The 22684-nt window shown below is 70.8% G+C and carries 22 protein-coding genes; 8 read left to right on the plus strand and 14 right to left on the minus strand.

Annotation, left to right across the window (positions count from 1 at the left end; translation table 11 throughout):
* Window positions 1–58: 58 nt before the first annotated feature.
* Complete coding sequence (locus OG959_RS08930; protein ID WP_442805732.1) at window positions 59–2383, minus strand: polysaccharide lyase 8 family protein; 2325 nt, start codon at window positions 2381–2383, stop codon at window positions 59–61.
* 198 nt (window positions 2384–2581) lie between these two features.
* The gene (locus OG959_RS08935; protein ID WP_326657666.1) at window positions 2582–6454 is read right to left on the minus strand and encodes an endo-alpha-N-acetylgalactosaminidase family protein; all 3873 of its coding nucleotides are present in this window, start codon (window positions 6452–6454) and stop codon (window positions 2582–2584) included.
* Window positions 6455–6801: 347 nt separating this feature from the next.
* On the opposite strand from OG959_RS08935, the gene OG959_RS08940 reads away from it, so the two are divergent.
* A complete protein-coding gene (locus OG959_RS08940; RefSeq protein ID WP_326657667.1) occupies window positions 6802–8031 on the plus strand; it encodes a glycoside hydrolase family 64 protein in 1230 nt (409 codons plus the stop codon).
* A gap of 96 nt (window positions 8032–8127) precedes the next feature.
* On the opposite strand, the gene OG959_RS08945 is transcribed toward OG959_RS08940, so the two are convergent.
* A complete protein-coding gene (locus tag OG959_RS08945) occupies window positions 8128–9111 on the minus strand; it encodes an alpha/beta hydrolase (RefSeq protein ID WP_326657668.1) in 984 nt (327 codons plus the stop codon).
* A 146-nt stretch (window positions 9112–9257) separates the two neighbouring features.
* Between OG959_RS08945 and OG959_RS08950 the strand changes: the two genes are divergently transcribed.
* Window positions 9258–9863: a helix-turn-helix domain-containing protein gene (locus OG959_RS08950; RefSeq protein WP_326657669.1), complete on the plus strand. Its 606-nt coding sequence runs from the start codon at window positions 9258–9260 to the stop codon at window positions 9861–9863.
* Window positions 9864–9979: 116 nt separating this feature from the next.
* Here the strand turns inward: OG959_RS08950 and OG959_RS08955 are convergent, their stop codons facing one another.
* Window positions 9980–10501 (minus strand): hypothetical protein, encoded by a 522-nt coding sequence (locus OG959_RS08955; RefSeq protein WP_326657670.1) that lies wholly within the window; start codon window positions 10499–10501, stop codon window positions 9980–9982.
* A 248-nt stretch (window positions 10502–10749) separates the two neighbouring features.
* Between OG959_RS08955 and OG959_RS08960 the strand changes: the two genes are divergently transcribed.
* Window positions 10750–11364, plus strand: coding sequence for a YceI family protein (locus OG959_RS08960; RefSeq protein ID WP_326657671.1), 615 nt, complete (start codon window positions 10750–10752; stop codon window positions 11362–11364).
* Between the two features lie 423 nt (window positions 11365–11787).
* On the opposite strand, the gene OG959_RS08970 is transcribed toward OG959_RS08960, so the two are convergent.
* Entirely contained in the window at window positions 11788–12345 is a 558-nt protein-coding gene (locus tag OG959_RS08970; protein WP_326657672.1) for a DinB family protein, read from the minus strand.
* 188 nt (window positions 12346–12533) lie between these two features.
* Complete coding sequence (locus OG959_RS08975) at window positions 12534–13142, minus strand: NAD(P)-dependent oxidoreductase (RefSeq protein WP_326657673.1); 609 nt, start codon at window positions 13140–13142, stop codon at window positions 12534–12536.
* 84 nt (window positions 13143–13226) lie between these two features.
* Between OG959_RS08975 and OG959_RS08980 the strand changes: the two genes are divergently transcribed.
* Window positions 13227–13559 carry a winged helix-turn-helix transcriptional regulator gene (locus tag OG959_RS08980; protein WP_326657674.1) on the plus strand — a complete coding sequence of 111 codons (333 nt, stop codon included), beginning with the start codon at window positions 13227–13229 and terminating at the stop codon, window positions 13557–13559.
* 50 nt (window positions 13560–13609) lie between these two features.
* On the opposite strand, the gene OG959_RS08985 is transcribed toward OG959_RS08980, so the two are convergent.
* Entirely contained in the window at window positions 13610–14248 is a 639-nt protein-coding gene (locus OG959_RS08985) for an SAM-dependent methyltransferase (protein WP_326657675.1), read from the minus strand.
* Window positions 14245–15288, minus strand: coding sequence for an NAD(P)/FAD-dependent oxidoreductase (locus tag OG959_RS08990; RefSeq protein WP_326657676.1), 1044 nt, complete (start codon window positions 15286–15288; stop codon window positions 14245–14247). Before OG959_RS08990 ends, OG959_RS08985 begins: the two co-directional genes overlap by 4 nt.
* 24 nt (window positions 15289–15312) lie before the next feature.
* On the opposite strand from OG959_RS08990, the gene OG959_RS08995 reads away from it, so the two are divergent.
* Entirely contained in the window at window positions 15313–15549 is a 237-nt protein-coding gene (locus OG959_RS08995; protein WP_326657677.1) for a DUF397 domain-containing protein, read from the plus strand.
* Between the two features lie 64 nt (window positions 15550–15613).
* Here the strand turns inward: OG959_RS08995 and OG959_RS09000 are convergent, their stop codons facing one another.
* Window positions 15614–16495 carry an NAD(P)-dependent oxidoreductase gene (locus OG959_RS09000; protein WP_326657678.1) on the minus strand — a complete coding sequence of 294 codons (882 nt, stop codon included), beginning with the start codon at window positions 16493–16495 and terminating at the stop codon, window positions 15614–15616.
* A 96-nt stretch (window positions 16496–16591) separates the two neighbouring features.
* Here OG959_RS09000 and OG959_RS09005 point away from each other — a divergent pair, with 96 nt between their 5' ends.
* Window positions 16592–16930, plus strand: a complete 339-nt coding sequence (locus OG959_RS09005) for a winged helix-turn-helix transcriptional regulator (protein ID WP_326657679.1) — start codon at window positions 16592–16594, stop codon at window positions 16928–16930.
* Between the two features lie 80 nt (window positions 16931–17010).
* Window positions 17011–17502, plus strand: coding sequence for a GNAT family N-acetyltransferase (locus tag OG959_RS09010; RefSeq protein WP_326657680.1), 492 nt, complete (start codon window positions 17011–17013; stop codon window positions 17500–17502).
* A 31-nt stretch (window positions 17503–17533) separates the two neighbouring features.
* Here OG959_RS09010 and OG959_RS09015 read toward each other — a convergent pair whose 3' ends face one another.
* On the minus strand, window positions 17534–17680 hold the full coding sequence (locus OG959_RS09015) for a hypothetical protein (protein WP_306083276.1): 147 nt from the start codon (window positions 17678–17680) through the stop codon (window positions 17534–17536).
* A 9-nt stretch (window positions 17681–17689) separates the two neighbouring features.
* Here OG959_RS09015 and OG959_RS09020 point away from each other — a divergent pair, with 9 nt between their 5' ends.
* Window positions 17690–18154, plus strand: coding sequence for a hypothetical protein (locus OG959_RS09020; protein ID WP_326657681.1), 465 nt, complete (start codon window positions 17690–17692; stop codon window positions 18152–18154).
* A gap of 20 nt (window positions 18155–18174) precedes the next feature.
* Here the strand turns inward: OG959_RS09020 and OG959_RS09025 are convergent, their stop codons facing one another.
* From OG959_RS09025 to OG959_RS09040, 4 genes are all read right to left on the minus strand, one after another.
* Window positions 18175–18843 carry a class I SAM-dependent methyltransferase gene (locus tag OG959_RS09025; RefSeq protein WP_326657682.1) on the minus strand — a complete coding sequence of 223 codons (669 nt, stop codon included), beginning with the start codon at window positions 18841–18843 and terminating at the stop codon, window positions 18175–18177.
* A gap of 35 nt (window positions 18844–18878) precedes the next feature.
* On the minus strand, window positions 18879–20177 hold the full coding sequence (locus OG959_RS09030; RefSeq protein ID WP_326657683.1) for an RICIN domain-containing protein: 1299 nt from the start codon (window positions 20175–20177) through the stop codon (window positions 18879–18881).
* Window positions 20178–20398: 221 nt separating this feature from the next.
* Window positions 20399–21535, minus strand: coding sequence for a glycoside hydrolase family 3 N-terminal domain-containing protein (locus tag OG959_RS09035; protein ID WP_326657684.1), 1137 nt, complete (start codon window positions 21533–21535; stop codon window positions 20399–20401).
* Window positions 21536–21684: 149 nt separating this feature from the next.
* Window positions 21685–22563 carry a GH25 family lysozyme gene (locus OG959_RS09040; protein ID WP_326657685.1) on the minus strand — a complete coding sequence of 293 codons (879 nt, stop codon included), beginning with the start codon at window positions 22561–22563 and terminating at the stop codon, window positions 21685–21687.
* Window positions 22564–22684: the final 121 nt, after the last annotated feature.

Raw genomic sequence — 22684 nt, forward strand, 5'->3', positions numbered from 1 at the left:
GAGAGTACGCGTGCACCACGCATGGTTCCCAGACTGCGCGCACAGTCCGTCCAACGGGCTACCGGACGTCACACCGCAGAGTGGCACCGGCCGTTCCCGGGTCGACGCGGAGCACGAGGCGGCGCCCGGTGGCGCGGACCTCGATGCCCGGGTCCGCCGACACGACCTCGCGCACCGGCCGGTCCCAGACCACGTCGAACGGGGCGCCGCTCCGGTCGGGTCCGCTGACGCGGACGGCCGTGCTGCTCCGGCCCTCGCGTACGAGGACACTGGCAGGCCCGGTCGAGGAGAGCCGTCCGGCGGTACCCGGCTGCCAGAAGTTGGCGGCGGTCAGCCCGAGCGAGCGCACGGCGACGCCCTGCACGGCGGCCGTGTTGGCGAGCACGGTCAGCCAGTGCCGGTCGGCGGCGCGGGCGGCGACGGTACGCCGGGAGGCGCCGGGCATCAGGAGGTATTGGTACGTGGCGTCGACGGGGTCGCTCCCGTGGTCGAGCCAGAGGGTCTGCCAGTGGCGGGTCTGCTGCTCGGTGGAGCTGGTGGTGTTGATGTCGGACCAGGCACCGGTCCTGGCCTCGCGCAGGGTCCGCAGAGCGGCGCCGCCGGGCAGCACCCAGCCGCCGTGGCCCTCCAGATGGGCCCAGCGGGGGCGTGCGCGCTCGTCGACGGTGAGGGTCTGCCCGCCGTCCGGGCCCAGGTTGCGGTTGTCCACGACCGTCTCGACGGGGACCCCGTCGGCTGCGGTGATGCCGGCGCCGAGACAGATGACCGCGTCCGCCGCGCAGAACCAGGACTTGCGGGCTTCCAGGGTGGAGCCGAGGCCCTTCACATGCTGTCCGACCGCGGCGAACTCGCCGTCGTGGGCGCCGCCGACCCACTGGACGGCCGGGCGGGGTTCGCCCCATTCACCGCCGGCCCGGTCGGCGAGGCGTTGGGTGGAGACGGTGGTGCCGGGCAGCCGGTACCAGTCGACGGTGGGCCAGAACCAGTCGGTGTACTGGCCGCCGCCCGCCTGTCCGGCCCACCAGTAGAGCATTCCGGCCCCGGTGTGCCAGCCGCGCGGGTTCTCGCCGTTGCCGCACTCGTACGCGCTGATCCGCTCCGAGGCCATGGAGAGGTTGGCGACCCAGCCGGGACGGCGGTGCACCGCCCGGTCCATCGCGGCGAACAGGGTGTGCCCGACGGGTTCGGGTGCGGCGGGGACGGGGGCGTCGGCCGCCGCCTGAAGCCTGGACAGGTCGGCGACGCCGAACTGCGGGGCGGCGAGGATCGGGCTGACGGTGTCCCGTTCGATCCAGCCCTTGACCATGCCGTTCCACCGGTCGCGTTCGGCGGCGGAGGCGCCGCCCGCGAGTAGCGCGACGGCGGCGATCAGCCCCTGTCCGTGGAAGTGGTCGCTGCGCATGATGCGGAGCTCGTCGCTCTTGAGGAGACCCCGGCTGATGGCACGGCCGTTGACGCTGTCCATCATCAGACCGTCGTGGATGAGCGGGGCGTAGGCGTGCTCGACGCTGTCGAGGATGATCTGCCGGTTGGGGTCGGTGACCGCCCAGGTGGACCCCGCCAGCAGGGCGAAGAGCCGGCCGAGACCGTCGAGCATGACCTGGCCGTACGTGCCCGAGTAGGCGACCCAGGTGTGCTGGACGAACGAGCCGTCGGCGTAGAGCCCGTCGCCCTTCGTCACGTACGGGAAGACGGGCGACAGGGCGTCGCGCGCGAGCGCGGTCTTCGCGGCGTCCCGGCCGAGTATGCCGCGCAGGGCGACGGAGCGGCACAGGTCGACGCGGTTGGCGCCGGTCGAGGTGCCGCTGTAGTCGGTGAGCATCGAGTCGGGGATGAAGTGGTCGACGGCGGCACAGGCGGCCTCGACGCGCTCCTCGCCGAGGTGGGGACGGAGGACGGCGACGATGTCCATGAGCAGGCGGGGGCTGCCGATCTGCCACTCCCACCAGTTCCCGTACCGGGCCGTGGACGGGTTGTAGACCGTCGTGGAGAGGTGGTCGAGGCCGCGGAGGATGTCGGCGAGGAGGCCCTCGTCGCCGGTGTGGCCGGTGCCCTGCTGGGCGTACGCCTGGGTCATCGTCCAGAGCCGGCTGTAGCTCCAGGTGATGCCGGACGGCGGGTCGAAGGTGTGCCCGGCCCAGAGGGAGTCGGCGGCGGGGGCCATCGAGGACCGGAACTCCGCGGCGAGTGCGCCGGTCTCCGCCAGCTTGGAGGCGTAGGGCTCGGTGGCGGGGTCGTAGCCGGTGCCGAGCGAGAGGTCGTTCCAGCGCAGCCGGAGCGTCTCGAACTCGTCCTGCGCCGCGCGGGCCGTCGGGGCGAGCGCCAGACCGAGTGCGGTGGCGCTGCCGGTGGCGAGGAAGGTGCGGCGGGACCAGACGGGCAGGAGTGACACGGAACTACCTCCGGTGGGCAAGTGGTTCAGACCGGTTGGTGGTCGGTCTAGCACGCGCTTACTACGACGGGGAAGAGGGCGGACGATCACGGTCCGCCCCGACGGGGAAGAGGGCGGACGATCACGGTCCGCCCCGACGGGGAAGGAGCGGGCCAGTGACGGCCCCGCCCCTCCCCCTCATGGAGCCGTTCAGCTTCCGCAGTGGAAGCGGGCGCTGCCCCAGTCGGCGTGGTCGTTGCCGTTGCCGTCGCCGCCGTCACCGGCGATCAGCTCGACGTACTTCGCGCCGGTGACGTCCGCCGTCAGCGACCAGGCGGCGTCGGCGGCCTTGAGGACCGGCGACTTCACCTTCTCGCTGCCGTCGGCGGTCACGGAGAACTGCACGCTTCCGGCGCTCTTCTGCACGTCGTCCACGCCCACCTCGGCGGTGAAGGTGGTGCACTTGCCGCCCAGGTAGTAGCGGACCTTCGCCGGTGCGTGGCTGCCGAGGCCCTTCTCGTAGACCGTTCCGCCGATGGTCAGCGCGGTGCCGTCGCCGGTGCCGGTCTCGCCGTTGGAGAGGTCTCGCTCGACGGGTCCCCAGCCGTTCTCGGTGGCGGTCCAGTCCAGGTCACTGGCCCAGCTGTCCGTGGTGGGCGGCGGCGGCAGGGTCCGCACGGACGTCTGCGCGCCGAGCGTCCGCCGCGCACCGCCGACCGTGTAGGTGGCCTCGGAACTCAGCGGGTACGTCTGGTACTTGGCGTCCACCGGCGGGGTGACCTGCCAGCTCGCGGTGACCTTCGCACCGGCCGCGACGGAGTCGAAGGTGACGGCTCCGGCGGGCTCGGCCTTCCAGCCCTCGGGGAGGGTGAGGCCGACCGCGACCTCGGTGGCCGCGATGGCCTCGTAGTTGGTGAAGCTCGCCTTCACGGTGTTGGCCGTGCCCGGCTCCAGGGTCTCGGCGGCCGGGTCGAGGCTGAGCGTGCCGCAGGCGGCCTGCTCACCGGCGGGGGCCGCGCCCAGGTCGGTCACGGTGAAGGAGTCGAGGACGAAGTCGGCGCCCTCGGGCGCGTCGCCACGCTTGCGCAGCCCGGTCCAGGTGTCGCCGCAGCCCGCCGTGACGGTCTCGGTGAAGTGCCCGGTGGTGTGCTGGGCGCCGATCGCGGTGGTCCGGGTCCCGACCGTGTCGGGCTCACCGTCCGCGGTGATCCGGTCGTAGCCGTCGACCCATTCGTAGGCGCCGGCGTGACTGGACTGGTAGTCGTACTCGACCTTGTAGCGGTGGCCGTCCGTCATCGGCACGGTCCAGGGCGCGGTCCGGTAGACGATCCCCGTGTTCTCCTCGTGTGCCTTGAGGGACTCCTTGCCACCGAGCACGTCGTCGATCAGCTTCCCGTTCCAGCCGGCCTGGGTGTACGGGGCGTGCAGCTGGGAGACGCTGGTGCGGGGGTCGGTGGAGCCGCCCGCGTCGCCCTTGAGGAAGGGGCCCCAGCCCTGGTCGACGTCCTCGAAGTCCTCGTGGACGACGGTGTTCGCCTTGGTGGCGGGGGCGTTGGCGACGATGCGTACGTCGTCGATACGGACGGTCGCCGCGCTGCCGCCGGCGGCCTCGACGCGCAGGGTGGTGCGCCCGTTGGCCGGGGCGGTGAAGTTCACCTTCGCACGCTGGAAGTACGTGCCGTGCCAGTCGGAAGCGGCGACGTAGTCCTTCGCGGTGGAGCGGTCCACGGCGACGGACTTCCCGCCGGCCGACAGGGTGGTGTGCCGGGTCTTGCCGGGCTGGACCTCGATGAGGGCGGACGCGGTGTAGCGGGTACCGGGCTTCAGGCCGCCGACGGTCTGGGAGAGCGCGGCCTTGCCGGTGCCGGACAGCTCGGCGCTGTTGCGGCCCTGGCTGTCGGTGTCGCGGACGGCGGTACCGGTCTTCGACCAGGCGGTCAGCTTGTTGTCGTTGAAGCCCGGGTCGTCGACGAGGGTGCCCTCGCCCCACTGGGCGTCGGCGGCCTTCGGCGCCTTGTCCGGGTAGAGGACGTACGGCTGTCCGGCCTCGGCCGTCAGCGTGATCTTCCCGTCGACGGGACGGACCGTGCCGGCCTTGACCCGGCCGTTGTCGGTGAGCTCGTAGACCGTGTACGCGCCCTTGGAGGGCACCGCCCAACTGCTCGTACCGCCGGACTGGCTGTAGTGGTACAGCTTCTTGCCGCCGTCCCACGGGAGCAGGTAGTCGGTGCCGCTGAGCACCTTGCGGCCGTGGTCGTAGAAGGTGCGCTTCCCGTCCTCGACGGTGCCGCTCACCCCGCCGGTGAAGGTGATGTCGTTGCCGTCCCAGCGGGTGATCTTCTGCTGCTGGAGGTACTTCGCGGGCAGGTCGCGCTGCCAGATGTTGTCGTAGAAGGCGTTCCAGTCGGTCTCGCCCGTCCAGCCCTCGAACTCGTCGATGGCGGTCTGGCCGAGCACCGGGTCGTTGTTCCAGACGTCCTTCTCGCCGTTGCGGATGAACCGGATGATCTGCGAGTTGAGACCCTTGTTGGTGGCGCCGCCGTAGTCGAGGTCGTTGGCCCAGTGCGACCAGAGCGAGCCGCGCTCGAACTTGTCGGCCCATTCGCTGGAGACGTTCCAGCCCTGCTTCTGGAGGGACTGGAGGGTCTTGTCGGCGATCCAGCCGTGGGTGTAGTAGACGTCGATGTACAGCATGCTGAGGTTGCTGTTCGTCTCGTCCCGCAGCTGCTGGAAGCGCTTGGCCAGATCACCGCTGTTGATGTCGCGGCGCTGGTCGATGTAGTAGCTCTGGTTGAGCCAGTTCCAGCCGGGCTTCGACTTGTCGACGAGGTTCTCGTCGAAGGCCTTCGCCTCCGGGTACGCCTCGGTGGCGTTGACGTGGACGCCGAAGGTGGCGCCCCACTTCTTGCCGTCCTTCAGGAGCTCGTTGAGGTCCTTCAGGCCACCGGCGCGCTTGTTGTAGTTGCCGCCGTAGTCGGGGTGGGCGGAGTCGTGGCCCTCGGAGGCGTACCCCTTGAGCAGCGCGAGCTGTCCGAGGCCGTCCGTGGACAGGGAGATCCGCTTGACGTCGTCGAGGGTGCGCAGGAAGGGGTGGGTGGCCTGGCTGGCGAAGTTGAACGGGATGTGGGTGATCACCCGGTCCGCGGTGTCCTCGCTGCCGGGTGCGACCACACCGATGGAGCGGAAGGCGACGGCGCCGTCCTGCCAGTCGACGGTCTTGTCGCCGTTGGCGTCGGGTGTGACGACGACCTTCGCCCAGGGCAGGTTCTCGTCGCTCTCCGGCTTCGGTGCGCCGTCGCCGCGGTAGGTCCACTGGCCGGACCAGACGCCGACCCGGGTGGACCCGTCGTCGTCCTTGCGGGCCTGGTGCCAGAAGCGGGCGTCGTCGCCGCCGGTGGCGCCGGAGGGCTTGTCGTACGAGGAGTTGGACTCGACGGCGGCGGCGAGCGCTCCGGTGTTGACGATCGCGTAGGCGCCTCCCACGGGTGCCGCGTCGGCCTTGGTGGCGTCGGTGACCTTCGCGAAGACGTCGGCGGTCTTCGTCGAGTCGGGGTCGAGCTTCGTGAAGGCGGTGGCGGCCCCGGTGTCGGTGCTCGCGACGGAGACGAGGTCGTGGCCGGGGATGTCGATCGTGCCGACCCGGAACGCCTCGGTGTCGCGGACGGCGGTCACCTTGAAGGTGGTGGCGCGTCCGGAGACGGAGAGCGAGGCGTCGATCTCGACACCGGGCAGATCCGCGAAGACGAGCGTGTAGCGGGCGGCCGACGCGGTGAGCGCGGGGGCTCCCTTGAGCTGCACCGGGTGGGCGGTGCCGTTGAGCGTGACGGCGGTGACCGGCCGGGCGCTGCCGGTCAGCTGGGCCCCGGTGGCCCGGTCGGTGTACGTGAGGACGCGCGGGAAGTCGTCGGCGACGGCGACGGCGAGCTGCGCCGATGCGATGACGGGCGCGTCCGCCGGGACGGCGGATTCGGCCGCGGCTGAGGCGGGGGCGGCGGCTGAGGCGGGCAGGGCGGTCCCCACCAGAGCCAGGACGGCTGCTGAGGCGGCGGCTGCGGCGCCCACCGAAGTAAATCTTGGCGACATGTGCTCTGCGTAGTCGTCGTGTCGTGACACCGTCAACGACGTACGGCCCCGAGGGCCTCTCCAGTCCAACAACCGTGCCGCGTAAGTCCAAGTCCGTGTGCGCAGGTCATCGCGCCCGCCGTGTTCAGTTCCTGATCACCACGACCCGGCGAGTTCACCCTTGCCGCGCCAAATACCGGCTACCTGCGTCGAGTTGTGAAGACTTCCTTCTTTTGAGAGCGCTCTCAGTCGCAAGTCTTGACGCCCGTCCCGGCCGTCGCGAGAGTGGTGCGCACCGCGGACGCCCCTGTTCCACCTCCCCGCACGACCATCCCGTCCGCGGCCCCCCACACACCCGGAGTCGCCCCATGATTTCGCGCAGAATGTTCCTCTCCGGCGGCGTCGCCGCCTCCGCCACCGCGCTCACCTATCCCCTCTGGGGAAGCGCGCTGAGCCCGAGCGCGTCGGCGTCCGCCGCGACCTGCGAACTGGCCCTGGAGAACAAGTCCCTGCCCGGCCGGGTGAACGCCTACGTCACCGGTCACGAACAGGGCACCGACCGCTGGGTGCTGCTGCGGCCGGACGGCAGCGTCTACCGCCCCGACTCCCCCGCCGCCCCGCAGACCCCGCTGCCGGTCGACTGCGCCATCCCGCTGAACGCGGCGGGCGGCGCCCCGGTCGTCCTGACGCTTCCGCAGATGTACGGGGCCCGGGTCTACTTCGTCCGCGACGACACCCTGGACTTCTACCTCAACCCGGGCCCGTCCCTGGTCGAGCCGGCCTTCGCCACGTCCACGGACGCGAACTACGGGCGTACCTGGTCGTTCTGCGAGTTCACGTTCAACCCTCAGCAGCTGTACGCGAACATCAGCTACGTCGACCTGGTGACGGCGCTGCCCATCGGGCTGACACTGGAGGGCGACGCCACCCACACGGTGGCCCCGCTTCCCGACGGTGCCGTACAGAAGATCGCCGACGGCCTCACCGCGCAGGCCGCCGCCGACGGTCAGCCGTGGGACCAGCTGGTCACACGCGGCTCGGACGGCAGCGTGCTGCGGGTCATCTCGCCGCAGAACCTGATGGCCCCGTTCTTCGACCGTCCGGACCAGATGCCGTTCCGCGACCTGTTCACCGCGCAGATCGACGAGGTCTGGGAGAAGTACCGCTCGACCGATCTGCGGATCGACCTCCAGGGCGGACGCGGCGTCTTCACCGGGCGGGTCAGCGGCGACACCCTGACGTTCAACGGCGGCCACACCTTCACCAAGCCCGTGTCCAAGGACATCTTCACCTGCAACCACGGGCCGTTCACCAACAACCCGGCGGACTCCGACGACAAGAAGGGCCTGCTGGCCCGGCTGGCGGCGGGCTTCAACCGCTCGATCATGCTCAGCCACCCCGACCAGCCGGGCGGCGCCACGGTGGCCGACTACTACCAGGGCGCGGTGACCAACCACTGGTCGCGCATCGTCCACGCCAACAGCCCGATCGGCTACGCCTTCCCGTACGACGACGTACGCCCCGACGGCGAGCCCGACGTCTCGGGCGCCGCCAACGACGGCAACCCGAGGCGCTTCACGGTGACCGTGGGGTCCTGAGTCCGGTCTGCGCGTGCCCCTGTCCTCCGGAGTCCGGCCGGCGGACGGGGGCACGGACGTGGACCGGGGCGTGTTCCCCACGTACGGCCCGGTCCGTCACGCGAGCTCACCGAGCCAGTCGGTCAGCAGGCGGTTGACCTCGTCGGGGCGCTCCTGCTGGATCCAGTGGCCGCAGCCGTCCAGGAGATGGGAGGCCGTCAGAGCGGGGAGGGTCGCGGGGAAGGCGTCGATGGCGTCGGCCATCCACGTGGTCGAGGCATCCAGCGCACCGCCGATGAAGAGGGACGGCTGCCTGACCGGGGCCCCGTCGTACCGCGCGAGGTCCGCCCAGTCGCGGTCCATGTTGCGGTAGCGGTTGAGGGCGCCGGTCATCCCGGTGCGCTCGAACTCCCCGGCGTAGACGTCGAGATCGTCCTCGCTCAGCCATGCGGGCAGCACGCCGGCGGGAAAGCGGTCACGAAGACGGCCGCCGCGGGCCACGAAGTGCGGATCGGGCTCGTCCGCTGCGGGCATGGTGTCGGCGGACAGGGCCGCGTAGAAGCCCGCGAGCCAGCCCCGGACGTCGGGTTCCATCTCCGCCTCCGCGCGTCCGGGCTCCTGGAAGTAGGAGACGTAGAACTCCTGCTCGGGGCCGCCGATGTGGCCGAAGACATCGGTGGGGCGGGGGCCGCCCGGCGGAGCGTAGGGGACGCTCAACAGGGCGACTGCGCGAAAGACCTCCGGGTGGAGGAGGGCGGAGGCGGCCGCGATGTTGGAGCCCCAGTCGTGGCCGACGACCACCGCGCTCTCCTCCCCGAGGGCGCGCACGACGGCGACGTTGTCCTCCGCCAGGTCGAGCATCCGGTAGGCGTCGGCCGCGGCGGGCCTGGAGGAGCGGCCGTAGCCGCGCACGTCGAGCGCCACCGCCCGGTACCCGGCCGCGGCGAGGGCCGGGAGCTGGCGCCGCCAGGAGTACCAGGACTCGGGGAAGCCGTGGACGAGCAGGACCAACGGGCCGGCCCCCTGCTCGACCAGGTGCAGGCGCCCGGCCGGGGCCTCGACGGTGCGGTGGCGCAGGCCTGCGGACAGCTCGGACTGCATGGGGTTCTCCTCGGTTCACGGGCGGACGCGGCTACCCGTCGATCATGCGGCGCGGCGGCCACCGGAGGCGAGAAGCCTTGCCGCGCTGGCAAACTTGCAGCAGACAGGCGTGGACGCGGCGCGCCCGGTAGAAGCGGGGGGCGGGAATGACGGACGACGGGACAGCCGCCGCGACGGCGGCCATGGGCCCCCGGCTGCGGGCCGCGCGCGAACACCGCGGCGCCACGCTCACCGGCGTCGGCCGCGCGACCGGCATCTCCCTCAGCACGCTGTCGCGCATCGAGACCGGCCGGCGCAGGCCCACCCTGGAGGTGCTTCTGCGGCTGGCGAAGGAGTACGGCGTCTCGCTGGACGAACTGGCGGGCCTCGCAACGGAGTCCGGGCCCCGCATCTCCACGTCACAGCCCTTCGGCGACGACAAGGCGGTGCTGCCGCTGACCCCGTACGTCGGGGGTCTGCACGCGCACAAGCACGTCCTGCCGCCCACCGAAGGGCCGCCCGGGCGGCCGCGGCAGATCTCCCACGACGGCTACGAGTGGCTGTGCGTCCTGTACGGGCGGCTCTGGCTCGCACTCGGCGAGCAGGACCTGATCCTGGCCGCCGGGGACGTCGCCGAGTTCGACACCCGTACCGCCCACGGAGTCACGAACGCCGGATCCGGCGGGCCGGTCGAATACCTGGTCATGTTCGGGCCACAGGGCGAGCGCCTGCGGCAGCGCACCCCGCCGGCCCCCGGCCGCGGGGCCCGGTAGCCCGCAGCACAAGCGGTCACGGTCCGCCGGCCCCGGCCCCCCGACAGCGGGCTCGGGGGGCATCCCGACGTTCCGATGCCCCCCGAGCCCGCGCGCCACGAACCGTGCGGCGCGGGTCAGCAGCCGCCGCAGTTGTAGTACGTGACGTCCCAGTGGTTGCCCTCGTCCGCGTAGATGTTGCCGGAGCCGGACTTGTACTGGGGCGCGCCGTCACCGCGCACGCCGATGTAACTGAACACGCCGTGCACGTAGTTGGTCAGACAGGTGGTCTTGCCGAAGTCGAGCTTGTAGCCGTTCCAGTGCGAGTACGTGCCACTGGCGTGCCCGGTCTCGGTGCCGCCGGTGATGTTGAGCGCGCAGCCCGTGGCGCTCTTGAGGGTCTGGGCACCCTGGGCGGTCGGCAGATTGAGCTGGTCGAAGGACGTGCAGGTGGAGACGTTGCGGTTGGAGCAGCCACCGGAGGACGACCAGGTGATGCCGGACGAGCTGAATCTGGCGGTCGCCTGGCTGTGGGTGAGCTTGGTGACGGCGTAGGCGTCCGTCGTACCGGCGACGACGCCGATTCCGGGGGCGAAGAGGACGCCGAGGACGAGGGCGAGGACGGTCAGGACGGGGCGCAGCGTCATACGGGACACCATGGGGGGACTCCTCCTGTGCATGACAATGGGGCAGGAAGGATATTGCCCGAGTTCTACGCGCGTCCGCCAGAGGGCCTGCGGTGACGGTCGCGTGAATTCGTGCCCGCTTCCACCCCGCCCCCCACCCTCCCCCGCAACAGTCGGCGCCGTAGATGTTGAACTTTGAACAAGATGGGTCTACAGTGAATCTCGTTGAAGGTTAAACAACTATCTCGAGCCCCGCTCGATCACGTCCCCGAGGAGGAGCCATGGCTCTGTTCAACCGCAAGAACAACGACGCCCCCGCCACCACCGTCGCCGTCGACCCGGCCCTGGCCGCCCTCACCGGCGACTACGCGATCGACCCGGCCCACAGCAGCATCGGCTTCACCGTCCGTCACGCGATGGTCACCAACGTCCGCGGCTCCTTCGGTGAGCACGAGGGCAGCCTGAAACTGGACGGCAGCGACCCGGCCAACTCCGCCGCCTCGATCGACGTCAAGATCGCCAGCGTGGACACCGGCATCGCCGACCGCGACGGCCACCTGGTCAGCGGCGACTTCTTCGACGCCGAGAAGTTCCCCCTCATGACCTTCCGCTCGACGGCTGCCGAGCAGCTGGGCGGCGACAAGTACCGCGTCACCGGCGACCTCACCATCAAGGACGTCACCCGCCCGCTCGCCATCGACCTGGAGTTCAACGGCTCCGCGACGGACGTCTACGGCAACGAGCGCGTCGGCTTCGAGGGCAGCGCGGACATCCTGCGCTCCGACTGGGGCCTGACGTGGAACGCGGCTCTGGAGACCGGTGGCGTGATGGTCAGCGACAAGGTCAAGCTGAACTTCGACATCTCCGCGATCAAGGCCGCCGCTCCGCAGGCCTGACCCCCCGGGGACGCCCCGCAGGCCCGCGGCCCCGAACCTCCGGAGACGGGACCCGCACCCGCACCGAGCGCGCCCGCCTTCCGCCCCTTCCGGGGAGGACGGCGGGCGCTCGGCGTTTCCGTCACGCGGCCGACTGCGAGTGGAGCGGGCGGGCGAGGCGGAACACGCGGCCGGTCAGACGGAGAGCCGCCTCAACGCCGTCACCATCAGTACGCCAAGGAGCCGAGGGGCACCACCATCCTGGTCAACGGCGCCCGTCCCGGACATGTGGCCCCCGACCTCAACGCGTTCAGCGGTACGCAGACCGCCGAACAGGGCGTGGCGATCGCCATCCGGCCGACGGCTCTGCCCGACGACGGTCCCACGGGTCAGCCGTTCGATGACAACGGCGTCGCGCCGTGGTGGCCTTCCGACGGCCGGCGGTCAGCCCATGCTCTTGGCACCGTCGATCGACTCCCGGATGATGTCGGCGTGGCCGGCGTGCTGAGCGGTCTCCGTCATGATGTGCATCAGCACCCGGCGCGCCGACCAGCGCGCGGCGCCCTCGAACCACGGCGCCTTCGGCAGTGGCTGGGTGGCGTTCAGGTCGGGCAGGGTGGCGATCAGCTCGTCCGTCCGACGGGCCGCCTCCGCGTAGTCGGCCAGCACACCGGCCAGCGTCTCGCCGGGGAGCATTCGCATCTCGTCGGCCCGCTTCGCCCAGTCGGCCTCTGTCATCGCGGTGAAGTCCGGCATGCACGACGGGCCTTCCACGATGAAGCGCGCCCAACTCCGTTCGGCCCCGGTGACGTGCTTGATGAGGCCGCCCAGACACAACTCGCTCACCGTGGTGCGCAGCCCGGCCTGCTCGTCGGTGAGGTCGCGGGTGGTGAAACGGAGGAAGTGGCGGTGCTTGGCGAGCATGTCCAGCAGATCGGCGCGCTCGCCGGCGAGGGCCGGGCGCTCGGTCACGTCGGGGGTGGTCGTCTCGCTGACAGTCATGATGTCCGCCTTCTGTCGTTCCTGCTCCGCCGGTCGAGGAACACGCTAGGAGTCCTATAGGTCAGTTCCTGACCTGCATGACGCCCCGCCCGGGAACGCCTTCGTGTTTCGGACGGCCGATGGCTACAGGCGACATGCGTCGACGAGGAACAGGCCACTGCGAGCCGCGAACAGCAGTCGTCGGCCGATCAGTTGCTGATGGCCGGGGCGCCGCGCACGTAGGTCTCATCGGTTACCTGACCGAGCAGGAAGGCGGCCATGTCGGCTCGGCCGATGGAGAGGCCCACCACGCCATGGCCGTAGTGTCCGACCCGGATATCGCCGGTGGCAGGTTTGTCATCGAGTTTGGCCACGCGGACCAGCGTCCAGTCCAGGTCGCTGGCGCGTATCGCCTCTGCCGCGGAGCGCACCTCGGCCCAGGCCCGGGGCGCGGCGGTCCTGACGAATCCGACGAGGGCCTTGAACTTGAGGTCGGGCCGATCGGCCGGGTCCGGAACGCTGCACGTGGACACGACCACGATCCGCCTGACACCGGCGGCATCCATGGCAGCGACGATCCTGCGGGTCGCGGCACTTTCGGAGCCGACCCCCTCGATCACGGCATCGGCGGCGCGGACCGCTTCGAGGATCGCCTCGTCGTCATCGAGCTGCCCGGCGGCGACCGAGAGGTTCGCGTGCTTGATGCGGAGTTTGCCGGGGGTGCGGGCGTAGGCCGTGACCACGTGCCCTGCGTCAAGGGCCTGCTGCACCAGCAGGTGTCCCATCCGTCCGGTCGCGCCGAAGATCGTGATTCTCATGACAGGCGAATGCCTTCCCCACTGGAAACCACTAAATGTTCTTTAGCGGTGAAGATAGCACAGCCGTTTAGAGTGGAAGGCATCATGGATCAGGTGGAAGACCCTCAGACGGCGCGGTGCATGGAGATCCTCTCGGTCGTCGGCGACCTGTGGACGCTGGCGATCGTGATGACGCTGCAGAAGTCGGCCATGCGCTTCAACGAACTTCAGCGGGCCATCCCGAAGGCCAATGCGGTCACCCTGACCAACCGGCTGCGCAAGCTCGACGACGCCGGCGTCGTCAGCCGGGTCGCGGAGACCAGGAGCAGGCAGTCGACGGTGTACGACCTCACCCCCTTCGGTCGCAGACTGCTGCCCATCGTCGACGCGGTGCGCACCGTCGCGCTCGACCTGGAGCGTTCGGGGCTGGCCCCCTGAACGGACTGCGGCCGCGAGCGGGCGGTGCGCACCGGGCGGAGGATCCGCCGTCAGCGCCTCCGCACCTTCAGCGCGTTGTCCGTACGGGTGGTCGGGTTCCCGTCCGGGTCGTTCTGGACGCGCTCGTGCTCGGCGCTGAGCAGCACATCCCAGTCGCCCTCGGGGAGTTGGAGGGAGGCGAGCACCTCGTCCGTGGTGGGGAGCTCCACGTCCGGGTGGTCGTGCTCCCAGGAGGGGAAGCCGGCGTGGCCGACGATCAGGAGCACACCGCCGGGGGCCACCGCCGTGGCGGCCCGGCGCAGGATCTGCTCGCGCGGCAGGTTGCCCATGGAGTGCAGGAACTGGGCGGAGACCAGGTCGTACTCCCCCTCGGGGAAGGAGACCCCGAGGTCGTGGAACTGCCAGTCGATCAGGTCGGCGACCCCGGCCTCGGCCCCGTGTCCGGTGGCCCGGTCCAGGGCGACGCGCGAGATGTCGGTGGCGGTGACCCGCCAGCCCCGGCGGGCGAGCCAGACCGCGTCCGCCCCTTCACCGCACCCGAGGTCCAGAGCGCGCCCCGGCTTCAGGTCCTCCGCTTCCCGGACGAGGGCGGTGTTGGGATTCCCGCTCCAGATCCGGCGGCTCTCGCGGTAGCGCTCGTCCCAGAGCTCCGCGTCGGAGGCGGCGGCGTCCGTGCTGTCGTGGGTCATCGTGTCTCCTGCAGTCCGTGACGGCGGTTTCCGAGGGTCTTCTCGCAGACCTGACGCTCGGCCTCGGCCGAGAAGGGGGCGCGGCGGGCCTCGACCGCGCGGCGGGTGTCGTCGCTGACGAGGTCGGCGTTGATGGCGGCGCCGGCCTTCAGCCCCGCGGCGGCGGCGCCGATGACCTGGTCCATCAGACTGGCGACGTTACCGGCCACCCACACGCCGGGCACCTCCGTCGCCCCGGTCGGGTCGGCCGCGATGTACGTGCCGAGGGTGTGCCCGCCCATCTCCAGCGGCGTGGTGCGCAGCCCGAGCCCGTCGAGCACCCCGGAGCGCGCCGTGAACCGCGGCTGGACCACGACGGCCTCGCGCGGAACGACCCGGCCACCGGCCAGCCGTACGCCGGTGAGACGGTCGCCGCCCACCTCGAGCCCGGTCACCTCCCCGTCCACCACGGAGATGTTCCGCGCGGCGAGCTGCTCGTACTCCTCGTCGCTCGGCTCGGGCCCGTCGTGCAGGAAGAGGGTGACGTCGGCGCTCCACTGCCTCCAGAGCAGCGCCTGGTGCACGGCCATCGGCGTCAGCGCCACGATGCCGATCGCCGCGTCCCGGACCTCCCAGCCGTGGCAGTACGGGCAGTGCAGCACGTCCTGCCCCCAGCGCTCGGCCAGGCCGGGGATCGGCGGCAGCTCGTCGACGAGCCCGGTGGTGACGAGAAGACGTCGCGCCGTCACGGCGGTTCCGTCTCCCCGCACGACACGGAAACCGGCCCCGCCCTGCAGCTTCTCGGCCGATGTGACCTCGCCCTCGGCGAACTCGGCGCCGTATCCGGCCACCTCCTTGCGGCCGATGGCCACCAGCTCCGAGGGCGGGGTGCCCTCCCGGCCCAGGTAGTTGTGCACGTGGGACGCGGGTGCGTTGCGCGGGCTGCCCGCGTCGATCACCAGCACGGACCGCCTGGCCCGCGCCAGGGACAGCGCCCCGCTCAGGCCGGCGGCCCCGCCGCCGATCACCACCACGTCGTACGTCTGCGTCATGTCGCTCATGCGAAACACCTCCATCTACGGAAGATGGTGCGGGCCCGGCGCGGATTCGGCAAAGATCCTTGCCGAAGCGGCAAACTCGCACCGGGCGACCTTCTCGGGGCCTCGCTCCCCCGCCCCGGGGCCTGCGTGGAGGTCTCCGCCCACCCCGCTGCCGTGCACATCCGCGACGCCGAGGTCACCGACGGCCCCGTCCTCACGGACCTCCGGCACACCTGGTCCGCCTTCCTCGGTGCAGCGACCCAGGGCGTGTTGCGAAAGTGATGGTCACAGCCCCTCGTTGAGAACTGTGACCAGCACGGTCGCTTCTGGGACGGCAAGTGGCAGGTCAGCGCACCAGCAGGTCGATCACGCCCGTCAGGTCCTCCCCGCCGCTGCCCTCGGCCAGGCGGCGGCGCATCAGCTCGAAGTAGGGGCTGAGCAGTTCCGGGCTGACCCCCTGCTGCTCGGCGGTGCTCAGGAAGGTCGGCGTGCCGGCCACCTGCATGGCGAGGTTGGAGACGACGCCCTTGGTGTAATCACCGCTCCGCAGCTGTTCGGCGGTCAGGTGAACTCCCGGAGCCATCGCGACGAGCCAGTCGGCGAGCAACGGAGCGAACGCCGCGGGGTCGATGCCCTCCTTGCGGATCAGGGCGAAGGCGTGCGCGGACCCGGCGAACATCCCGTACATAGCGCTGAGCAGGGCCACGTCGTGCAGGGCCGCGAATCCCGCGTCCTCTCCGACGTAGGTCGTGCCGACCGGGACGCCCAGGGTCTGCCGGTGCCGCTCGAACAGCTCCGGCGAGCCGCTGTAGAAGACGTAGCCGCCGGCTTCCGGAACTCCGATCATGGGAGGGACGGCCATGATCCCGCCGTCCAGGTAGCGGGCTCCGCGTTCGCGGGCCCACTCGGCGCGGGCGCGGGCCTGGGCAGGGGTGCTGGTGGTCAGGTTGACCAGGTCCTTGCCGGCGAGGTCGGTTCCGGCCAGCACCTTGTCGACCGAGGTGTCGTCCAACAGGCAGACGACGACCAGGGTGTTCGCCGCGACCGCCGCACCGGCGGTGTCCGCGGCGCTTGCCCCCTCGGCGGCAAGCGCCGCGGCGCGGGCAGGGGTGCGGTTCCAGACGGTGAGCGGGTGGCCGGCGGCAAGCCAGGTACGGGCCATCGCGGTGCCCATCGCGCCGAGGCCCAGCAGCGTGACGGGAGTCTTCTCAACAGTGTTCTGTGGCATGCCGATTAGGCTGGTCGCAAGTCCGGTGGTGATCAAGTACGCACTTGGCAGTGGGTGGTTACCCCGAGGTGAGCAAGCACGTCGGAAGGGTGGGGCATGACAACGCTGAACCGGCCGGGCACACCGGACGGACACGTCTGTGGGATCGATGCCGCGATGGAGGTGATCGGCGGCAAGTGGAAGGTGCTGATCCTCTGGGCACTCCACGAGCACCCCTGCCGTCGCTTCGGCGAGCTGCGTCGACTGGTTCCAGGGATCACCGAGAAGGTACTGGCCTCTCACGTGCGTGAGCTGGAAGCGGACGGTGTCGTGCATCGCGTCTCCTACGACGAGGTGCCGCCTCGCGTCGAGTACTCGCTGACCGAGGACGGCAAGCGTCTCAACGACGCGCTCCGGCCGCTGGCCGCCTGGGGTCGCGAGCGGCCGGCCGGCTGAGGGCTGGAGGAGAAGCCAGGCCGGTGCCGTGACCGGCATCGCTCACCGGGTCACCGAACTGCGATCAGTAGTCTCCTCGGATGATTGACTACGGCTTCTTCGACCGGCCCGGACGACGCGTCACCTTGCGGGAGGTGGGCGCCGAGAACTGGCGCGAGGTCGCCGACATCGCACCTCTCGACAATCAGCGAAGTCACGTCCCTGCCATGGCAGCGCGCTACCTCTTGCTCTCCATGCGTGAGGAGACCTGGAATTCGCTGGCGGTCCACGCCGACGACACGGTCGTCGGACACGTCATGTGGGGTCTGGACGACGAGGACGGCTCGCACTGGATCGGGGGAATGCTGATCGACGGCGCCGAGCAGGGCAAGGGCCTCGGCCGTGCTGTTCTGCTGACCATGACGGGCTGGTTGGCGGCGCAAGAGGACTGCTGGACGATCCGGCTGGCCTATCACCCGGACAACGCCGTTGCCGGACGGCTCTACACCTCGCTGGGTTTCGTGCCGACGGGAGCAGTTGATGGCGACGAGGTCATCGCTGAGCTGGCACCGAACCAGGTCGGTCGCCACTGAGAAGTGACGGGGCAGATCACCGGCCCCGGTGTCAGGGACGGGCGGCGGCGCCGCCCGTGACGCGCAGGAGGTCGAGCTTTCCCTCGTCGCTGCTGCCGGACGCTGCCGTGTAGGTGACCATGCGCAGGTCCGCGCCCGGAACGATCAGGACGACACCCACTTCGGGGACTTCACGCACAACATGGGCATGGTGCCCGGTCCGGCGTGGCGGTCCCCGAACATCCTCGCCCGTCCGGGCGCCTTCCCCCGGCCGGACACCGCGTCCGGCGGGCGCACCGCGTACTCCACGAGCAAGCTGGCCGCGATCTATCTGGTGCACGCGTACGCGCGGCGGCTGCCGGCCGGGGTCGATGCCGTGGCGTACAACCCGGGTTTCGTGCCCGGCACCGGCCTCGCCCGTAACGCAGGCCCCCTCGCCCGGTTCGCGATGCGCCGCATCCTGCCGGCCATGGCCCTCACGCAGTTCGCGACCGGCCGCAACGCCGCCGGGCGCCACCTCGCCGACGTCGTCCTCGGCACGACCAAGGCGCCGACCGGGTCCTATGTCGACCGCACCCGTGCGGCCCGGTCGTCGGACGAGTCCTGCGACCCTCGGCGCGAGGGTGAGCTCTGGGACAGTGTCGAACGCTTCACCGCCGCTTACGCCGCCTGAGCCGGGGCCGCCGGGTCGGCTCAGGCCTCGCCGCGCACCGCCGAGAGGTAGATGCGGCGTGTCGGGATCTCGCCCTCGTACGCCTCGCGGACCGTGCAGTCGACCTTGCGGAAGCCGGCCACCCCGGCCGCCGCGCGGAGCTCGTACTCCGTGAACTCCGCCCAGTACACGCGCATTCCGCTGCCGAGCGGATCGTCGACCACCCCGTCGCCGGTCCCCTCCTTCGCCACGATCAGGAGCTGCCCGCCGGGGCGGAGCGCCCCGGCCCACGAGGCGAGGGTCCCGGCCAGCTGCCCCTTCGGCCGGTCGTGGAGCGAGTAGTACGAGACCAGCCCGTCCAGCGGCTCCGCGATCTCCCGCTGGTCCATGACCGCGAACCGGCGGCCGGGCCTCTCCCGCCGCGCGAGACCGACGCAGCGCGGGGAGAGGTCGATGCCGAGCACGTCGAGTCCCCGGGCGGCCAGGAACTCCGTGACATGGCCGCAGGGACCGCACCCGGCGTCGTACACCCTGCCGCCCCGCACCACGCGTCCGGCGAAGGCGTCCAGCGTCTCCAGGTCGAAGGGCTTTCCCTCCAACTCGTCCCGGAACAGCCGGAGATAGCGATCGGCGCGGGCGTCCCAGGTACGGACGACATCAGCGGCCGAACCGGGGACGGGCACGGGCGCGGGGAACTGCGTGTCCGGCATGACCCCAACCTAGGACGTGTCCGGGGCAGGGGGTGTCAGACCGCGGTCAGGGCGTACGTACCCGTACCGTCCGGCCTGCCGCTGGAGTACTGATGGATCAACTCCCCGTCCGCGTAGCGGTCGTGACCCATCATGTAGCCGGTGTACTTGTTCTGCACACCGATCTTCGAGCTGCCGGGAACGTCGCGGTAGATGTAGAACCGCTGGAGGTCGTCCTGCCCGCAGGTGGCCGTCGTCAGGGCGGCGCCCTCCTGGTTGGCGGTGCCTGCCGGCACGGTCGCGCATCCGCCGTTGCCCCAGTTCCACAGGGACGCCTCGATGACCCCGTCGGTCTCCGTGACGTCGCACAGCCGCCAGTTGTCCAGGTGGGCGCTGAGGAAGTTGGATTCGCGCAGACGGATGCCGTCACCGGGAAGGAGCGGCGCACTCCAGTTCAGCGGCTTGCCGGGGACGTCGATCCGATAGACGGGGGACTGGCAGTCCAGGGCGGCCCGTGTGGCGGGGGCCGGGCTCCCGGTGGCCTTCACGCTCTGCCCGGCCTCGGTGGCGCGGGCGCCTTCCTGCCTGGCCTCGGCGGCCTTCGCGGAGGCCACCGGGCCGGCCGGGTGCTTCGCGGTGGCGGTGGCGGAGCCGCAGTCGAGGAGGTCCTGGGCCTTGCGCATGATGCTGTCGGCGGGAACGGCGTCCTCGCAGCGCACCGCGCCTTCCTCAAGGGTGGTGAAGGTGGTGTAGCTCCCGGCCCCGGCCCCTTCGACCCACTTCAGGGCCCAGCTGCCGTCGCTCTGCTGGACGCGGTTGCAGTTGAGGCTGCCGTACGTACCGGTGACCTTCTTGGTGCCCTTGTAGAGGCCGTAGTAGCCCGGACTGCCGAAGTTCCACGTGACCTCGGTCGACGCGGTACTGGTGGAGGTGTAGGTCAGTTGCACTTCGACGCCCGCGGTGGCGCCCGCCTTGGTGAGGACCTCGCCGGGGAAGCTGCCCTCGACGTTGGCACTGCCGGTGGCGCCGACCTTCACCTCGATGGTGGCCTGGACGGTGGTGGTGACCTTCTGCGTACCGGTCGAGCCCTCGGTGACGTACCAGCCCTTGAAGTGGGTGATCGTCGGGGTTACTTCGGTGGTCTTGACGTACGGGTGCCGGGTGCCCAGGTCGGCGGCCGTGCAGGCGCCGCCGGGCTCGGCCTGCGCGGTGACGGCAGGTGCGGCCGGTGCGGCGGCGGCCGGTGCGGCGGACGCGGCCGGCGAGACGGCAAGGCCCAGTGCGGCGACAGCGGCCGAGGCGGCACAGGCCGTGAGCGTTCTTCCTAAGTGACCGACGGATCGTGTGGGGCGCATCGAAACCCTTTCCTCCTGGTTGTACGTGTCCAGTCAAGGGGTGAATGTAGCGGCCACCGAGATGACGGCGTGAGTCCACAATGGGCCAAAAAATGATCATGGAGGGGCTTATTCCGCCCCCTGGGCGCACGGGCGTCGCGCTGCTGCGGCGCGCTCACCGGCGCCGGGGGCGTACGGACCTCCCCGTACGCTCCCGGCGCGACTTCGTCCCCGCTCGCCCGTTACAGCCCGGCGCGCAGTGCGTGGACGCGCGCGGCGGCGGCGTCGAAGTCCGCGCCGTCGAGCCGGCCGGACGCCAGGGCGCCACTCAGGGCCGTTACCGCCTCGTCCCCCTGGGAGACGCTGCGGGACGAGCAGAGCACCATGTCCATGCCCGCCGCGGCTGCCGCCACCGCGCGCTGGGACGTACTGCCGAAGGACTGGAGGGCGCCGGCCTCCAGCGCGTCGGTGATGGTGACTCCGGTGTAGCCGAGCCGGTTGCGCAGCTCGCCGACGACAGCCGGGGACAGGCCGGCGGGGCGGTTGGCGTCCAGGGCCGTGTAGATGGCCCACGACAGCATCACGAGTTTGACGCCGGCCACGATGGCGTCCCGGTACGGCGCCTCGTCCACGCTGCGCAGGGTGGCCGCGGACGTGGTCAGGGTGACGGGGCGGAGGTCCGTGTTCTGGGTCGCGGACGCGGGGCCGAGGCCGGGGAAGTGCTTGGCCGTGGCGGCGACGCCTTCGCCCTGCTGGGCGATGATGAAGGCCGTGCCACAACTGGCCACCGCCTCAGCCGACTTGCTGTACGACCGCTCGTACTGGTCGGTGAAGTCGCCGTTCTGACGGTAGACGTCGAGGACCGGGGCGAGGTTCACGTTCATGCCGACGCCCGCGAGGTTCATCCCCGCGCCGCTGCCGGTGAAGTCGGCCCACTGCCCCGGGTCGGCCGAGGCGCCGACGTCCTTGGCGGACATGACGGGCTCCCCCGGCAGGCGGCGGACCGCACCGCCCTCCTGGTCCGTCATGAGGAGCAGCGGGGCCTGTACGGGGGACGAGGCGTGCGCCGCGTTCATCGACCGGACGACGCTCTCGATCTGGCTCAGGTTCTGGATGTTCTCCCCGAAGAAGATCACACCGGCCGTGCGCCCTTCCTCGATGGCGTTCATCAGGGAGGCGGGGGGCGTGAGCCCTGGGTAGGAGTGGATGACGCACTGTGCGGCGCGCTGCTGCGGGGTCAGGGCGGCAGCTCGCGGGGGTGAGGCCTCGGGCATGCGTACGGCCGCTGCCGTACCGGCCATCGGCGCCAGCCCGCCGGCCAGGGCCGCGGCTCCGGCGATGAGGGCGCCGCGCCTGCTGAGGGGTGGTGTCGAGCCCATGACGTGCTCCTTCGTTGACGGTCGTGAAGCTGGCCGGGCCCCGGAGTGAGCGCGCGGGCCGGAGCGGCCGGGGTACGGCCGCTCCGGCCCGCGCACCCCTCACGCTGGGGTCACGCCCGGGAGAGAGCAACGATGTCCGGCGTCCGCCGTCACGGGGTGTTGTTGGCGAGTGCCAGCAGGCGGGAGCGGTCACCGCTGAAGCGGTCCCGGTCGACGTTGCCCGAGACGCCGTTCACCGCGCCGGTGGAGGTGTACTGCCAGACCGTGTAGTACGGGAAGCCCGCCGGAATGCTGGGGGTGCCGGTGGTCCAGTTCGCGACCCACAGCGGACTAAGGGCGGACATGCCGCTCCAGCCGCCGGTGCAGGTGTTCCACCAGCTCGGGCTGGTGTAGATCACGACGTCACGGCCCGTGCGGGCCTTGTACTTGTTGTAGAAGTCGAGGACCCACTGCCGCATGGAGGCCTGGGAGTAGCCGTAGCAGGTGCCTTCGATGTCGAGCACGCCGGGAAGCGTGAGGTTGTCGCGGGACCATGCGCCGCCGTTGCTCGCGAAGAAGTCGGCCTGGGCCGCGCCGCCGGAGACGTCCGGGCGTGCGTAGTGGTACGCGCCCCGGATCACACCGGCGTTGTAGGCGTTGAGGTAGTTGGCGCTGAACGTCGGGTCCTTGTACGTCAGACCCTCGGTCGCCTTCATCCAGGAGAACTCGATGCCGGCGCCGCGGACCGAGCTCCAGTTGATGCCGCCCTGCCAGCTGGAGACATCGATGCCCTCCGGATTCGCCTTGAGATCGGCGTCCGCCCGGGCCCCGAGGTGCAGTTGGCGGGTGTCGGGCTTGAAGTCCTTGCTGTCCTGGACGTAGCCGACGCCCATGTAGCCCTGGCCGAGGGGCACGGGGTTGTCCGGAACGGGCGTCGCCGACGCGGTGCCGGACATCAGGCCGAGCAGCAGCGCGGCGCTCGTAGCGACGACACCGGCCGCGGTGAGTCTCTTCTGGGTGCGCTCCAGGGAAACGGTCCGGGGGAACATGGCAGCCTCCTGCTTGTGGGGGGAGTTGCGTTCGCCGACGTTCTACGCGCGTCGAGTTGTCGCGAACACGACACAGTCAGCCACAGAGGCGGGCGCCCGGTAAATAGTTTTCCTCTTTCGT

Origin of the sequence: Streptomyces sp. NBC_00385, from assembly GCF_035917155.1 — a bacterium.
GTDB classification, from domain to species: domain Bacteria; phylum Actinomycetota; class Actinomycetes; order Streptomycetales; family Streptomycetaceae; genus Streptomyces; species Streptomyces poriferorum.

Coding starts and splice junctions, on each gene's coding strand:
- OG959_RS09030 (WP_326657683.1), bottom strand. CDS start 20,177: ATGCGCCCCACACGATCCGTCGGTCACTTAGGAAGAACGCTCACGGCC.
- OG959_RS08940 (WP_326657667.1), top strand. CDS start 6,802: ATGATTTCGCGCAGAATGTTCCTCTCCGGCGGCGTCGCCGCCTCCGCC.
- OG959_RS09040 (WP_326657685.1), bottom strand. CDS start 22,563: ATGTTCCCCCGGACCGTTTCCCTGGAGCGCACCCAGAAGAGACTCACC.
- OG959_RS09005 (WP_326657679.1), top strand. CDS start 16,592: ATGACAACGCTGAACCGGCCGGGCACACCGGACGGACACGTCTGTGGG.
- OG959_RS08935 (WP_326657666.1), bottom strand. CDS start 6,454: ATGTCGCCAAGATTTACTTCGGTGGGCGCCGCAGCCGCCGCCTCAGCA.
- OG959_RS08995 (WP_326657677.1), top strand. CDS start 15,313: ATGGTGCGGGCCCGGCGCGGATTCGGCAAAGATCCTTGCCGAAGCGGC.
- OG959_RS08980 (WP_326657674.1), top strand. CDS start 13,227: ATGGATCAGGTGGAAGACCCTCAGACGGCGCGGTGCATGGAGATCCTC.
- OG959_RS08990 (WP_326657676.1), bottom strand. CDS start 15,288: ATGAGCGACATGACGCAGACGTACGACGTGGTGGTGATCGGCGGCGGG.
- OG959_RS09020 (WP_326657681.1), top strand. CDS start 17,690: ATGGTGCCCGGTCCGGCGTGGCGGTCCCCGAACATCCTCGCCCGTCCG.
- OG959_RS08975 (WP_326657673.1), bottom strand. CDS start 13,142: ATGAGAATCACGATCTTCGGCGCGACCGGACGGATGGGACACCTGCTG.
- OG959_RS09000 (WP_326657678.1), bottom strand. CDS start 16,495: ATGCCACAGAACACTGTTGAGAAGACTCCCGTCACGCTGCTGGGCCTC.
- OG959_RS08985 (WP_326657675.1), bottom strand. CDS start 14,248: ATGACCCACGACAGCACGGACGCCGCCGCCTCCGACGCGGAGCTCTGG.
- OG959_RS08950 (WP_326657669.1), top strand. CDS start 9,258: ATGACGGACGACGGGACAGCCGCCGCGACGGCGGCCATGGGCCCCCGG.
- OG959_RS08955 (WP_326657670.1), bottom strand. CDS start 10,501: ATGGTGTCCCGTATGACGCTGCGCCCCGTCCTGACCGTCCTCGCCCTC.
- OG959_RS09010 (WP_326657680.1), top strand. CDS start 17,011: ATGATTGACTACGGCTTCTTCGACCGGCCCGGACGACGCGTCACCTTG.
- OG959_RS08960 (WP_326657671.1), top strand. CDS start 10,750: ATGGCTCTGTTCAACCGCAAGAACAACGACGCCCCCGCCACCACCGTC.
- OG959_RS09025 (WP_326657682.1), bottom strand. CDS start 18,843: ATGCCGGACACGCAGTTCCCCGCGCCCGTGCCCGTCCCCGGTTCGGCC.
- OG959_RS09035 (WP_326657684.1), bottom strand. CDS start 21,535: ATGGGCTCGACACCACCCCTCAGCAGGCGCGGCGCCCTCATCGCCGGA.
- OG959_RS08945 (WP_326657668.1), bottom strand. CDS start 9,111: ATGCAGTCCGAGCTGTCCGCAGGCCTGCGCCACCGCACCGTCGAGGCC.
- OG959_RS08970 (WP_326657672.1), bottom strand. CDS start 12,345: ATGACTGTCAGCGAGACGACCACCCCCGACGTGACCGAGCGCCCGGCC.